The following is a 12,777-nucleotide window of genomic DNA, read 5'->3' on the forward strand; positions in this document are numbered from 1 at the left end:
ATTACTTCACGCACGAGAAGCACGCAAGCGACTCCACGCACTCGACAGTCACCTCACGGTAGAGATTTTTCAGCCGTACTTCGAGCTGTTCCTTCGTATCATACGGCGGTGTAAAAAAGCCCATCCTCGTATAGAGATGCTTCACGACGAACTCCGTGCGCGGGTTGCCGCCGAGCACAAAGACCGAGCCGGTCAGCCGCCCGCCGGGACGCAGCACGCGGTGCACCTCGCTCCACGCCGCCTCCTTGTCGGGGAACGCGTGAAAGCCGTTGATCGAGACCGCCGCATCGAAAAAGTTATCTTCGAACGTCAGCTGTCCGACATCGCCCTCCACGAACGCAACGTTGCGTACGCCGAGTGCGTCCGCACGCGCCCGTGCCGCCGCGAGCATCGCGGGCGAGTAGTCGAGACAGGTGATGTCCGCGTTCGGCAGCTCCGCATACACGGGCAGCGAGAGGCAGCCTGTCCCCACGGGCACTTCGAGCAGCCGCCCGTCAAAGCCCTCATGCGCCGCACGCAGGGCAAGCCCGACATAGCGGCTCACACCGTTTCTGTCCAGTCCCCACACGAGCCGCGAGACGAACTTCCCCGACCACGTCGAGTACGTCATCATCCCATCATAGAGATTCGCGAGCCGTCCCACCGAGTGATACGCCCCTCGGATCTTCTCATACCGCCGCAGTTCTTCGTCCATTGTGACATCCTTTCTCGCTGCTCATCAAAATGTATTCTATCATAAAATGCGCGTGGGTTCAAATCATAGAAAGAGCCTTGCGAATGTCTACCAAACGTGATACAATTTTATATAAGGAGATGATTCACATGGCAAAGACAGAAACACTGCATATCCGTCTCGAACCGGAACTCAAGTCTGCTGTCGAGGAGACCTTCCAAACGCTTGGACTCTCTGCTTCCGAAGCAATCAACATCTTTTTTCATCAGGTGCTGCTGCATGACGGTCTGCCGTTCGCCGTCCGAAAGCCACGTTTCAATCCGGAAACACTTGCTGCACTCCGTGAATCCGACGCGATTGCAAGCGGCAGCCATCCTGCAAAGTCCTACCGCAGTGCAGCCGAACTCATTCACGAGGCGCAGGAGGAAATTCGTGCTGAGTATTAAACAAACCTCGCAATTCAAAAAGGATTTGAAAGCCGCCATCAAACAGGGCTGCGACCTCGACCTCCTCGCCCACATCATCGACACACTTGCACGACATGAGCCGCTGCCGGCGCATCACCGCGACCACGCGCTGTCTGGCAGGTATCGCCATCATCGCGAATGTCACATCACCCCAGACTGGCTGCTCATCTACCAGATTCGCGAGGACACACTGATTCTCTCGCTCACCCGTCTTGGCAGCCACGCCAAACTCTTTCGACTCTGACCGCCCACTGTGCGGTCTTTTTTTCTGTGTGGGTTCAAATCCACGTGATATAGACACGCCCCTCATTCAGTGGTAAAATTTAGAAAACTACGGACGAAAACAACCGAAAGGAAGATGCACCATGCACGCGCGTTCCTACCTCACACTCATCCTCGCTGCAGCACTCGCAGCACTCACGGGCTGCGGCACGGACGCGGCAAAGGAAGCACCGCCGCCCCTCGTGCGGACGATGACGGTCGGCGATGCCGCCGCGTCGGAGGGCGGCTACACGGGCACAGTGCGCGGACGCTATGAGACGCGGCTCGCCTTTCAGGTCGGCGGACAGATCCTCTCGCGCAACGTCAACGTCGGCGCACACGTCCGCGCGGGCGACGTGCTCATGGTGATCGACGCACGCGACGTGCAGCAGCAGGCGAATGCAACGAGTGCCGCCGCCCAAGCCGCACGTTCGCGCTACGAACTCGCACGCACGGAACGCGCGCGCTACGAGCAGCTCTACGCCGCACAGGCAATCTCGGAGGCGATGCTCGACCAGTACCGCACAAACGAACGCGCCGCCGAGGCGGCGTACCGTCAGGCAGTCGCGCAGGACACGGCAAGCCATAACGCACTCGGCTACACGAACCTCGTCGCGGGTGCGGACGGCGTGATCTCGAACATCACGGCGGAGGAGGGACAGATCATCGCCGCAGGGCAGACGGTCATGACGCTCACGCAGGAGGGCGAGCGCGAAATCGAGATTGCCGTGCCCGAGAGCCATCTCGCAGAGGTCTCCGTCGGTATGCCCGCTGCCGTCGCCCTCTGGGCGAACAGTGCCGCCTACACGGGCACCCTGCGCGAACTCTCGCCCGTCCCCGATGCGGCGACGCGTACCTATACGGCGCGGATCGCCCTCACGGATGCGCCCGCCGACCTCCCGCTCGGCATGACGGCACGCGTCCGCCTCGGTGCATCCGTCCAAGAGGGTGCCGCCATTCCCCTCTCCGCGCTGTACCAGACGGGCGATACGGCGCAGGTCTACGTGGTCGAGGACGATGCGGTGCATCTCGTTCCCGTCACCGTCACGGCGTTCCGCACCAATGACGCCCTCGTCACGGGACTGCCGCAGGGCGCACGCATCGTAACGGCGGGTGTGCACCAGCTCCATGAGGGAGAGAAGGTGCGGACGAAATGAGAAACCTCACAGAGCTCTCCCTGCGCCATCGCGCACTCGTCTGGTACTTCATCATCGTCTTTGCCGTCGGCGGCATCTTTGCCTACAATGCACTCGGGCGCATGGAGGATCCCGCCTTTACCATCCGCCAGATGGTGATCTCCGCCGCATGGCCGGGCGCAAGCGCGGAGGAAATGCAGGAACAGGTCACGGACAAGCTCGAACGGCGTTTTCAGGACACCCCGGGGCTGAAGCAGATCCACAGCGAGACGCGCGCGGGACAGACCACGATCTATGTCCAGCTGCGCGACGATGTGGATGCGTCGGAGATTCGCCCGACGTGGCGCGACGTACGGAACTTCGGCGAGGACGTAAAGCGCGACCTGCCCGCAGGAGTCTACGGGCCCTACTACAACGACCGCTTCGACGACGTGTACGGCTCGGTCTACGCCATCACGGGCGCGGACTACAGCGATGAGGAGCTGCGCAGCATGGCGGAGGACGCGCGCCGCCGCATTCTCGCCGTCCCAAGCGTGCAAAAGGTCGAGCTGATCGGCGTGCAGAGCGAGCGCGTCTACGTCGAGATCGCCCTCGAACGGCTCGCACAGCTCGGCATCCCCCCGACCGCCATCACGGACGCACTCGCCGCGCAGGATGCGATGGCGACGAGCGGCAGCATCGAGACGGAGAGCGACACCGTACAGCTGCGCGCCTCGGGTGTGTTTGAAAACATCGAGGACATCCGTGCGCTCCCAATTGCGGCAAACGGAAAGGTATTCCGCCTCGGCGACATCGCAAGCGTCGAGCGCAAGGCGGTCGACCCATCCGAGCCGCGTATGCTGTATAACGGTGCGCCCGCCGTCGGCATCGCCGTCTCCATGGAGGCGGGCGGCAACATCCTTGCCCTCGGCGAAAACCTCAAAGAACTGACCGCCGCGATCCAGCAGGATCTCCCGCTCGGTGCCGAGCTGCACGAGGTATCAAACCAGCCCGCCGTCGTGCAGCACTCCATTCATGACTTCGTCGAAACGCTTGCACTCGCGATCCTCATCGTCCTCGCCGTCAGCTTCCTCTCGCTCGGACTGCGTACGGGACTCGTGGTCGCGGGCTGCATCCCGCTCGTCCTCGCAGGCACGTTCGTCGCCATGTATCTGCTCGGCATCGACCTGCACAAGGTCTCCCTTGGCGCCCTCATCATCTCGCTCGGCCTCTTGGTCGACGATGCCATCATCGCCGTCGAGATGATGAGCGTCCAGCTTGAGCGCGGCATGGGACGCTTTGACGCCGCATGCTACGCCTTTACCCAGACGGCGAAACCCATGCTCACAGGCACGCTCATCACCTGCGCGGGCTTCATCCCCGTCGCATTCTCCAAGGGCATGGCGAGCGAGTTCTGCGCCGCACTCTTCCCCGTCATCGGCATCGCCCTCGTATTAAGTTGGGTAGTCTCCGTTATGGTCGCGCCGCTCTTCGGCTATTATTTGATTCGCGTCCAAAAAATGGAGGGGGGCGTGCACGATCCGTACACAAGCCCCTTCTATCGGCTCTTTCGCCGCGTGCTCACAGCATTTCTCGCGCACCGCGCCGCCGTCCTCGTCGGCACCGTCCTCCTCTTTGCCGTGAGCCTTGCGGCATTTCCGCACATCAAACAGACCTTTTTCCCGCCCTCACTGCGCCCCGAACTTCTCGTGCGCCTGACCCTGCCGCAGGGCGCATCCATGCAGGCGACAGCGGCGGAGGCGGACCGTCTCGCGGGTCTCCTCGCCGCGCACAGCGACAAGATCCAGAACTACGCTGCCTACATCGGACGCTCCACACCGCGCTTCGTCCTTACCGTCGATCCGAAGGCGGATGCGGCGAACAGCGCCCAGTTCGTCATCACCGCGAACGATACCGCCGCGCGTGAGGAGCTCGCCGCCGTGATTGCCGCCGCACGCAGCGACGAACTCTCGGGCGTGCGGGTATCCACGCAGTACATCCAGACGGGGCCGCCCGCCGACTTCCCCATCATGCTGCGCGTCTCTGCGCCCACGACGGACGAAGTGCGCCGCGTCGCCGAGGAGGTCGCCGCCATCACCGCCGCCGATCCCGCCGCGACGAACGTCCATCTCGACTGGACGGAGAAATCCAAGACCGTCCGCATCGACTTCGACAAGGACAAGCTGAAACTCTACGGGATCAGCGCAAAGGCGGTCAAGCAGATGCTCTACACCGAGCTGACGGGCGCACAGGCGGCAGAGTTCTACACGGGCGACCGTACCATCGGCATCGTCCTGCGCCTTGTGGGGCGCGACCGCACGAACATCGAACGCCTCGGCGAGCTGCCGATTGCCACGGCGGGCGGCAGCGTCCCGCTCGCACAGATCGCCCACCTTTCCTATGGCGCGGAGGACGGCTTTATCAAGCGGTACAACCTGCGCCCAAGCATCATGGTACAGGCGGAGGTCAGAGAAGGCGAGGGCAACGATGCCGCGCTGCGCATTTACAAAGCGACCGAGGAGCTGCGCCGCAGCCTCCCCGCCGGCACGACCATCGAGACAGCGGGCGCGCTCGCGGACTCTGCCGACTCCATGCACTACCTCATGCAGCCGCTGCCCGCCATGATCTTCATCATCATGACCCTGCTCATGCTCCAACTCGGCAGCATGGGCAAGATGACGCTCACCCTCCTCACCGCACCAATGGGGCTCATCGGCGTTGCGTTTGCCATGCTCGTCACCGACTCCGCGCTCGGCTTCGTCGCCTACCTCGGCGTGCTCGCCCTCTTCGGCATGATTATCCGCAACTCCGTCATCCTCATCGACCAGATCAAAAAGCATGAGGAGGCGGGTGAGCAGCCCATGGACGCCATCATCGACTCCGCCGTCCTGCGCTTCCGTCCCATCATGCTCACCGCCGCCGCCGCCATCCTCGGAATGCTCCCACTCATGCGCAGCATCTTCTGGGGGCCCATGGCGGTCGCCATCGCGGGCGGACTGATTGTGGCAACGGTGCTGACACTCTTGGTGCTGCCCGTCATGTATGCCGTCGCGTATCGGGTGAGGGAGTAGGTGGTCAGAGCCATCAACCACGAAAAAGGAGGTCACTCCATGAACATCCACACAGACACCATGATTTCCATGACCGAAGCAAACCAAAATTTTTCCAAGGTCGTACAGCTTGTCGACGAAAAAGGAACTGCGGTCATTCTAAAGGACAATACGCCGCGCTACCTCGTTATCGACATCCGGCAACTCGGACATAGCGAAACCTTGCCGGATGCAGACGTGCTTGCCGTCTCTCGACAGCTGATGGAACAAAATAGAGCAGCTTATGAGGTGCTGGCACGATGATCCGCCTGACAAAAGGGCAGGTGCTTCAGATGCACGCAGAACTGATTGCCGCAACCGGCGGCAGCAGCGGTATCCGCGACGAAGCACTTCTCGACGCCGCCTTGGCAGCACCGTTTATGTCCTTTGGCGGCATGGATCTCTATCCGTCCCTTGAACAAAAAGCCGCACGCCTCGGCTATGGTCTCATCAAAAACCACGCCATGATCGACGGGAACAAGCGCATCTGTGCACATGCCATGCTCGTCTTCCTTGCATTGAACGGCATCCGTCTGCAATACACACAGGAAGAACTCTACACCATCATCCTAGATGTTGCCGCAGGAAAAAGCCCGCAGGAAAATCTGCGGACTTGGATCGAAGCACACAAAAAGACCTAGGGATGCACTGATAAATTCAGCGAGCGTTTCTTGACGCACCTTTTTTGACCGAACAGGACCCTTGGATCCTCTACATAGCTTTTGCAGCGTTAGGTTTGCCTTCTTGCTCGGACGAAAAAATCTATGCCAATCTGAGGGTCTATTTTATCAGCGATTCCTTAAGCGTCAAATTTATCAACAATTCCTATAGAAAAATCTCCCGACCGCTTCCGCCGTCGGGAGATTTTTATGTACCAGCCTCACTTTTTCTCATACGGATGAATAATCAGCGCACCATCCTTGTACTCGCCGATGTAGATGTCCTTCACCGCGCAGTCCGCCGCACGCAGCTCAGCGTTGAGCCAGACGCGATCCTTTTCGATGAGTTCGAGGATGTCCTCGTCCACCTGTCCGTCGAGGATGAGCGGATAGCGCGCGTTCTGCTCACCGTACTGGATCACGGTGAGCTGTCCGTTCGGCTCAAGGACGGCGCGTTTCACATCTTTGACGTAGTAGACCCCCGCCATACGGAGTTTCAGCATGATGTCATGCGCGAGCATTCCGTGCCGCATACACTCATCCATGAGGATCTTGCCGCGCTCGATCACCACGGCGGGACTGCCGTCAACGAAGTCCTTAATCATGCCGCTGTTCATCTTGAGATATTTCAGGATCAGCACGAGCAGTGTCCATGCGATCAGCACGAGCACGAAGTCCAGAATCGAGATGGCGTTGTTGTAGATCACGCCGCCGATGATGCCGCCGAGGACGTAGTTCTGCACCTGATCGGTCGCGGAGTTCGGCGCGAGGTTGCCCTTGCCGAGCAGGTTGATCTGAACGATGAGACACAAAAGACCGAGCGCGAGCTTGCCCAACATCAGAAAGTAGATCAGCATGTCAGTTCTCCTTGTCCACAATCTTCACATCGCGGTTTAGGAGATGCGTCCGCTCGTACTGAAACGAGGTAAAATCCGCATTGAACGTCACCGCATAAAACGTCCCCTGCACATCGACGAGCATTCCCTGTTTCAAATACGTCGAGTTGGTGCGGATCTTTTGCACGGGCACGTCCAGATCCACGCTGAGACTGTGGAGGAACTGCGCCATGCGCGAGGTCGCCTCCACATCGCTCTTCGTACGGTTGTAGTCGTTCCACTGCATACCGCCGAGGAATGCGACCGTGAGAAACAGAATGACGATGAGATCGCGGTAGCGCGTCGCAAGGCGGTTGCGCAGATATTTGATGCTCACGAACAGCAGCGCAGCGAGCGCGAGAAATGAGAGCACATACCAGACATTATCGCCGAACTGGCTGTGCGCCGTGATGTAGTCGTAGGTGTAAAAGTTCAAGTAATCCCCTCCTTTTCCGCCTGTAGATTACTACGAGTGGTACGGCGCGTCAAGTGTTTTACCGTGCAAAAATGTATTCAGTATGCGATTTTATTTTCTCCGTATCTTCTGTTATAATATTGAAATTATCCGCAGATAAAACGGAGGGACAAACCTCCGGAACGGATAATGAACCTATTTTCTGTGTATGATGGGATGTGTTCCGCATCCCGGCGGGAGTTGACGCCATGAAGGGTGAGCTGTATATCAAGGAAAAGCGGTGCAAGGGCTGCGGTATATGTGCCGCGTTCTGTCCGAAGCAGGTGCTCGAGGTAAGCCTGCTCGGCAAGATCACGCCCGTCCGACCCGCGGACTGTATCGCGTGTGGTCAGTGCGAGATGCGCTGTCCTGACTTTGCGATATTTGTGGAGCGGAGGGAGGAGCGCAAATGAGCAAGACGAAAGCAAGGCTCATGCAGGGCAATGAGGCGGTCGCCGAAGGGGCGATTGCGGCGGGAGTGACGTTCTTCGCGGGCTATCCGATCACGCCGTCCACGGAGATCGCCGAGCAGATGGCAAAGCTGCTGCCGAAGATCGGCGGCACGTTCCTCCAGATGGAGGACGAGATCGGCGCGATGGGCGCAATCCTCGGTGCGTCGCTCGCGGGTGCAAAGGTGATGGACGCGACGAGCGGCCCGGGCTTCTCTCTGAAACAGGAGCTGATCGGCTATGGTGCGTGTGCGGAGATCCCGTGCGTCGTGGTGAATGTACAGCGCGTCGGTCCCTCGACGGGACAACCGACCGCGCCATCACAGGGCGATGTGATGCAGGCGCGTTGGGGCACGCACGGCGACCACCCGATCATCGCACTCTCACCGTGGAGCGTGCGCGAGTCGTTCGATCTGGCGGTGCTGTCGGTGAACTATGCGGAGCGTTTTCGCACGCCCGTCATCCTGCTGACGGATGAGATCGTCGGGCATCTGCGCGAAAATGTCACGCTCCCGACGGCAGACGAATTGGACATCTATCCGCGCCGCCTGCCGAAAAAGACACGCGCCGAAGGCTATCAGCCGTTCGCCGTCGGCGAGGATCTTGTGCCCGATGTCGCGCGTTTCGGCGACGGCTGCCGCATCCACGTCACGGGGCTCCTCCACGATGAGACGGGCTTCCCGTCGGGCAGCCCCGTCGTCACGGAGCAGCTGATCCACCGTCTCCACGAGAAAATCAATCGTGTGGGTGAGGAGATCATCCACACGGAGGAAGCCTTTATGGAGGATGCAGAGTACGCCGTCGTCAGCTACGGTGGTACCGCGCGCACGGCGTACGAGGCGGTACGCGCGGCACGTGCCAATGGAATCAAGGTCGGCTTCCTGCGGCTCAAGACGATCTGGCCGTTCGCGGATGCCGCCGTCGGACGGCTCGCCGACCGCGTGAAAAGCATCCTCGTCGCGGAGCTGAACTACGGGCAGCTCGTGGGTGAGGTCACGCGCGCGGCGCACGGTACGCCTGTCCGCCCCTGCCTCAAGTACAATATGCTGGACTTCACGCCGCAGGAAATCACGGCGGCGATTCGTCAGATGAGTGAGGAGGTGCGGGCATGAGCATGGATACGACACAGGCGGAGATGCGCCGCAGCTTCGAGCAGTATTTTCGTCAGAACCGCCTCCCCCACCTCTGGTGTCCCGGCTGCGGCAACGGCACGGCACTCAAGTGCATTGCCGAGGCGATTGAGGGGATGGAGGGCTTTTCGCAGGACAACACCGTCATCGTTTCCGGCATCGGCTGTTCCTCGCGCGGCTCGGGTTATATGGATTTTGACACCGTACACACAGCGCATGGGCGTGCGATTCCGTTTGCAACAGGCATCAAGCTCGCGCGGCCCGAGCTGAACGTCATTGTCATCACGGGGGATGGCGATTGTACCGCCATCGGTGGTAATCACTTCCTCCATGGCTGTCGCCGTAACGTCGATCTGACGGTCATTCTCTTCAACAACAACATCTACGGCATGACGGGCGGGCAGTCCTCACCGACGACACCGCCGGGCAAGATGACGGCGACTGCGCCCTATGGTACGATCGACCGCCCGCTCGACGCGTGCCGCATCGCCGAGGCAGCAGGTGCGACCTACGTCGCACGCTCGACAGCGTTCCACGTCAAACATCTCACACAGATGATTGCGGGCGGACTCAAAAATCACGGCTTTGCCCTCATCGAGGCGATGGTACAATGCCCGACGGCATACGGACGCAAGAACAAGATGGGATCACCCGCCGCGATGCTCACATGGATGAAGGACTCCGCCGTCATGAAGGCGGCATGGGACAAGCTCCCGCCCGAGAAGCGCACGCCGGAGAAATTCCCCATCGGACTGCTCTACGAGTGCGCGGGCGAGGAGTACGGCATGGCGAACGCCGAGATTCAGCGGCGCGCGGGAGGGCTGTGATATGCAGAAGGAACTTCGTCTCTCAGGCTCGGGCGGACAGGGCGTCATCACCGCCGCCATCATCTTTGCCGAGGCGGCAACCGCGTGCGGCATGAACGTCGCACAGTCGCAGTCCTACGGTCCCGAGGCACGCGGCGGCGCATCCCGCTCCGAGGTCATTGTGAGCGACGGCGCAATCTATCATCCGCACGTCGAGCATCCCGATATTGTACTCGCCATGACACAGGCGGCGGCGGACAAGTACGCGGGCGATCTCGACCCCGCGACGGGCATCCTGATCGTTGACAGCGAGCTTGTGCCAAATGTGCCGCAGGCAGCACACATCGTCTCCGTTCCCATCACCACGCTTGCCATCGAGAAGATCGGCAAAGCCCTCTTTGCGAACATCGTCGCCCTCGGCGCAATCACGCGCGTCTCCGGCATCGTCCCGCTCGACGCCGTAAAGGACGCCGTCGCAAGCCGCGTCCCGCCGCACACCGTTGACCGCAATATGCAGGCATTGATGGTCGGATACGAGGCGGCGGCGGAGTAAGACACTTTTCCGAGCATGACAAAACCCGCTCACATTTCGTATGTGGGCGGGTTTTTGTATCGGTAAATCCAAGCATCTATCCTGAGTTTTCTTGACAGTGCACATATTTTGCACTATTCTATACAAGAGGAGTTGATTGGAATGTCGCAGACAAACGTCAGCATACGCATGGATACCGATTTGAAGGAACAGTTCAGCGCATTTTGCGCGGATATGGGTATGAGTATGACAACGGCATTCAATATTTTCGGCTCTACTCCAAAATTAGTGGAAAAGCTATTTTCAGAACAGAACAGGCGTGGCCAATTCCAATTTTCCTGCGACCAAGTAGATCATTGCGGCATAGCCTTCAAAGCTATGAAAACCTCTTGCCTTGCGCTTCGCCGCTTGAATCATTGCGTTGATTCCTTCGCAAATCGCGTTCGTCAGGCGCGTATGAAAATAGTTCAGTATTTCCTTGCTGTGATTCCTGAGCGTCAAGGCAGCATCCTTCATCGGTTTCAGTCGACAGCGTCGCATCCATGAATACAGCTTGTCCAGTCGCTCCTGCGCCTCCACCATGGAGGTCGACGCATAGAAGTCATCCAGAGACCGGACAATCCGAAAGGCACGCCCCGTCTTCTTGTACTGCTTGGAAAGTTCCGCTACCATTGTCCGTTGCTTGTCGGTCATGCGCCCTTGCGACACCATGAACAGTTTGCGGCGCAGAAACAGCTCCTTTTTCCGGCCGGACTCTTTTTGCTCATCCTTACGCACCGCATCCAAGGCTTTGAGCAGCACCTGTTTGACATGAAATTTGTCGATGGTCTGCTTGGCGTTCGGAAACACTTCCCGGACGGCGGACAGGTAGCTTGCGGACATGTCGCTGGTGACAGAATTGACGCTCTTCGTGTTGCCACCGTTCCTCTCCAGTTTTTCGCCCACGTTTTTGACCGCCGTTTTGTCGCGACCGGGTTCGACGTCGAAGACACGGCGCTTTACTGCGTCGACGGCGACGGTGACGTATTTGTGCCCATGACGAAAGGATGTCTCATCCATGGCGATGGAGCAGGTATCGGAAAGATCCATACGATTTACCGCGTCATGCACCCAATACGTAAGGATAGCGGCGAGCGACTTTTCGTCACAGCGAAGCAGACGGGAGGCTCTGGCACGAGGAACGTCTTGCAGGAGCAGCATGGCGTAGCCTTCGAACAGCAGGGTAAAGCGACTGTTCTTGCGCTCAAACGGCGCATTGACCTGCACTGTGCCGCATTTATCGCAGAGAACACGGGGACGCTTGCAGTGGACATAACAGGGATAAAACAGGCAGTCCGCATGACGCCAGATACGTTCCTTCGGCTCGTAGCCGTACCGTTTGGTCGGCGCACCGCAGACAGGACAGCACAGCGCAGCCGCCTTGTCTATGCCCACATGTATATGGATTGCCGGCTCTTCCTCGTTAAATTCTGCGCCTATGATATACCATGGAGCCTCTAGCCGCAGTGATCCTGCGAGCATCTTGTCAAAATTCTCGACCATTTTTCATCACCATAGTCGATTATACCATTTCCACTACTTCGGGAGTAGAGCCAAATTGGGAAANTCTGCGCCTATGATATACCATGGAGCCTCTAGCCGCAGTGATCCTGCGAGCATCTTGTCAAAATTCTCGACCATTTTTCATCACCATAGTCGATTATACCATTTCCACTACTTCGGGAGTAGAGCCATATTTTCGCGCGAAAGACGGTGCGGGAGTATCGCATCCCCTTTGAAATCGGCGGCGAGGCTCCGAACGTAGAGACACGCGAAGCACTCGATGAGGTGCGGCGAATGAAGGCAGATCCGAGTCTTGGCAAGCGCTACGCCGACGTTGATGCGATGATGAAAGATCTGCTTACATGAAGTACACGATTCGCCCGACCTCACGTTTTCAGAAGGACTTGAAACGTATCGCAAAGCGCGGCTATAACACAGAGTTGTTGACCGCTGTCATCAAGAAGCTGGCAAATGGCGAGCCACTTGCGCAAAAACATCGTGACCATGCGCTCACGGGAGACTACGCAGGCTGTCGGGAATGCCACATCACGCCGGATTGGCTGCTTATCTATGAAATTTCCGATGACACATTGCTGCTCTACCTAACTCGCACAGAGACACACAACGACCTGTTCAAAACGTAAAAGTGATTGATTCACTTCCCCTTGCGTAAGTACCCCACGAAAAAGTACGTTCTTGTGCCCTGCCCCTCCATACGCTATCAT

The 12,777-nt window shown here is 58.9% G+C and carries 16 protein-coding genes; 12 read left to right on the plus strand and 4 right to left on the minus strand.

Annotated elements, in window-relative coordinates:
* Position 1: 1 nt before the first annotated feature.
* The gene (locus tag C8273_RS09995) at positions 2–694 is read right to left on the minus strand and encodes a class I SAM-dependent methyltransferase (RefSeq protein WP_106627560.1); all 693 of its coding nucleotides are present in this window, start codon (positions 692–694) and stop codon (positions 2–4) included.
* 128 nt (positions 695–822) lie between these two features.
* Between C8273_RS09995 and C8273_RS10000 the strand changes: the two genes are divergently transcribed.
* The 6 genes from C8273_RS10000 to C8273_RS10025 all read left to right on the plus strand — a co-directional run bounded on the left by C8273_RS10000 (position 823) and on the right by C8273_RS10025 (position 6,246).
* Complete coding sequence (locus C8273_RS10000) at positions 823–1,119, plus strand: type II toxin-antitoxin system RelB/DinJ family antitoxin (RefSeq protein WP_159060762.1); 297 nt, start codon at positions 823–825, stop codon at positions 1,117–1,119.
* Positions 1,106–1,384 carry a type II toxin-antitoxin system YafQ family toxin gene (locus C8273_RS12755; protein WP_199821078.1) on the plus strand — a complete coding sequence of 93 codons (279 nt, stop codon included), beginning with the start codon at positions 1,106–1,108 and terminating at the stop codon, positions 1,382–1,384. The genes C8273_RS10000 and C8273_RS12755 overlap by 14 nt, the downstream gene beginning before the upstream one ends.
* A gap of 121 nt (positions 1,385–1,505) precedes the next feature.
* Entirely contained in the window at positions 1,506–2,558 is a 1,053-nt protein-coding gene (locus C8273_RS10010) for an efflux RND transporter periplasmic adaptor subunit (RefSeq protein WP_106627563.1), read from the plus strand.
* Positions 2,555–5,587: an efflux RND transporter permease subunit gene (locus C8273_RS10015; RefSeq protein WP_106627564.1), complete on the plus strand. Its 3,033-nt coding sequence runs from the start codon at positions 2,555–2,557 to the stop codon at positions 5,585–5,587. Before C8273_RS10010 ends, C8273_RS10015 begins: the two co-directional genes overlap by 4 nt.
* 39 nt (positions 5,588–5,626) lie before the next feature.
* A complete protein-coding gene (locus C8273_RS10020) occupies positions 5,627–5,869 on the plus strand; it encodes a type II toxin-antitoxin system prevent-host-death family antitoxin (protein ID WP_106627565.1) in 243 nt (80 codons plus the stop codon).
* Complete coding sequence (locus C8273_RS10025; RefSeq protein WP_106627566.1) at positions 5,866–6,246, plus strand: type II toxin-antitoxin system death-on-curing family toxin; 381 nt, start codon at positions 5,866–5,868, stop codon at positions 6,244–6,246. Before C8273_RS10020 ends, C8273_RS10025 begins: the two co-directional genes overlap by 4 nt.
* Before the next feature lie 239 nt (positions 6,247–6,485).
* Here C8273_RS10025 and C8273_RS10035 read toward each other — a convergent pair whose 3' ends face one another.
* Together C8273_RS10035 and C8273_RS10040 are read right to left on the minus strand one after the other, a co-directional pair.
* On the minus strand, positions 6,486–7,121 hold the full coding sequence (locus C8273_RS10035; protein ID WP_006305618.1) for a DUF421 domain-containing protein: 636 nt from the start codon (positions 7,119–7,121) through the stop codon (positions 6,486–6,488).
* Position 7,122: 1 nt separating this feature from the next.
* A complete protein-coding gene (locus tag C8273_RS10040) occupies positions 7,123–7,575 on the minus strand; it encodes a DUF3290 domain-containing protein (RefSeq protein ID WP_006305617.1) in 453 nt (150 codons plus the stop codon).
* A gap of 227 nt (positions 7,576–7,802) precedes the next feature.
* Between C8273_RS10040 and C8273_RS10045 the strand changes: the two genes are divergently transcribed.
* From C8273_RS10045 to C8273_RS10060, 4 genes are read left to right on the plus strand one after another with little or no spacing between them, the layout of a single operon-like run.
* On the plus strand, positions 7,803–8,006 hold the full coding sequence (locus C8273_RS10045) for a 4Fe-4S binding protein (protein WP_106627567.1): 204 nt from the start codon (positions 7,803–7,805) through the stop codon (positions 8,004–8,006).
* Positions 8,003–9,154 carry a 2-oxoacid:acceptor oxidoreductase subunit alpha gene (locus C8273_RS10050; protein WP_106627568.1) on the plus strand — a complete coding sequence of 384 codons (1,152 nt, stop codon included), beginning with the start codon at positions 8,003–8,005 and terminating at the stop codon, positions 9,152–9,154. Before C8273_RS10045 ends, C8273_RS10050 begins: the two co-directional genes overlap by 4 nt.
* On the plus strand, positions 9,151–9,999 hold the full coding sequence (locus tag C8273_RS10055) for a thiamine pyrophosphate-dependent enzyme (RefSeq protein ID WP_106627569.1): 849 nt from the start codon (positions 9,151–9,153) through the stop codon (positions 9,997–9,999). The genes C8273_RS10050 and C8273_RS10055 overlap by 4 nt, the downstream gene beginning before the upstream one ends.
* A 1-nt stretch (position 10,000) precedes the next feature.
* Positions 10,001–10,531, plus strand: coding sequence for a 2-oxoacid:acceptor oxidoreductase family protein (locus C8273_RS10060; RefSeq protein WP_106627570.1), 531 nt, complete (start codon positions 10,001–10,003; stop codon positions 10,529–10,531).
* Positions 10,532–10,813: 282 nt separating this feature from the next.
* Here C8273_RS10060 and C8273_RS13245 read toward each other — a convergent pair whose 3' ends face one another.
* Complete coding sequence (locus C8273_RS13245; protein WP_159060757.1) at positions 10,814–12,052, minus strand: ISL3 family transposase; 1,239 nt, start codon at positions 12,050–12,052, stop codon at positions 10,814–10,816.
* 210 nt (positions 12,053–12,262) lie between these two features.
* Between C8273_RS13245 and C8273_RS10085 the strand changes: the two genes are divergently transcribed.
* Together C8273_RS10085 and C8273_RS10090 are read left to right on the plus strand one after the other, a co-directional pair.
* The gene (locus tag C8273_RS10085; RefSeq protein WP_234344008.1) at positions 12,263–12,418 is read left to right on the plus strand and encodes a hypothetical protein; all 156 of its coding nucleotides are present in this window, start codon (positions 12,263–12,265) and stop codon (positions 12,416–12,418) included.
* Positions 12,415–12,696 carry a type II toxin-antitoxin system YafQ family toxin gene (locus tag C8273_RS10090; RefSeq protein WP_106627571.1) on the plus strand — a complete coding sequence of 94 codons (282 nt, stop codon included), beginning with the start codon at positions 12,415–12,417 and terminating at the stop codon, positions 12,694–12,696. The genes C8273_RS10085 and C8273_RS10090 overlap by 4 nt, the downstream gene beginning before the upstream one ends.
* The last annotated feature ends 81 nt before the right edge of the window (positions 12,697–12,777 follow it).

Source organism: Candidatus Centipeda massiliensis (genome assembly GCF_900290285.1).
Taxonomy (GTDB): Bacteria; Bacillota; Negativicutes; order Selenomonadales; family Selenomonadaceae; genus Centipeda; species Centipeda massiliensis.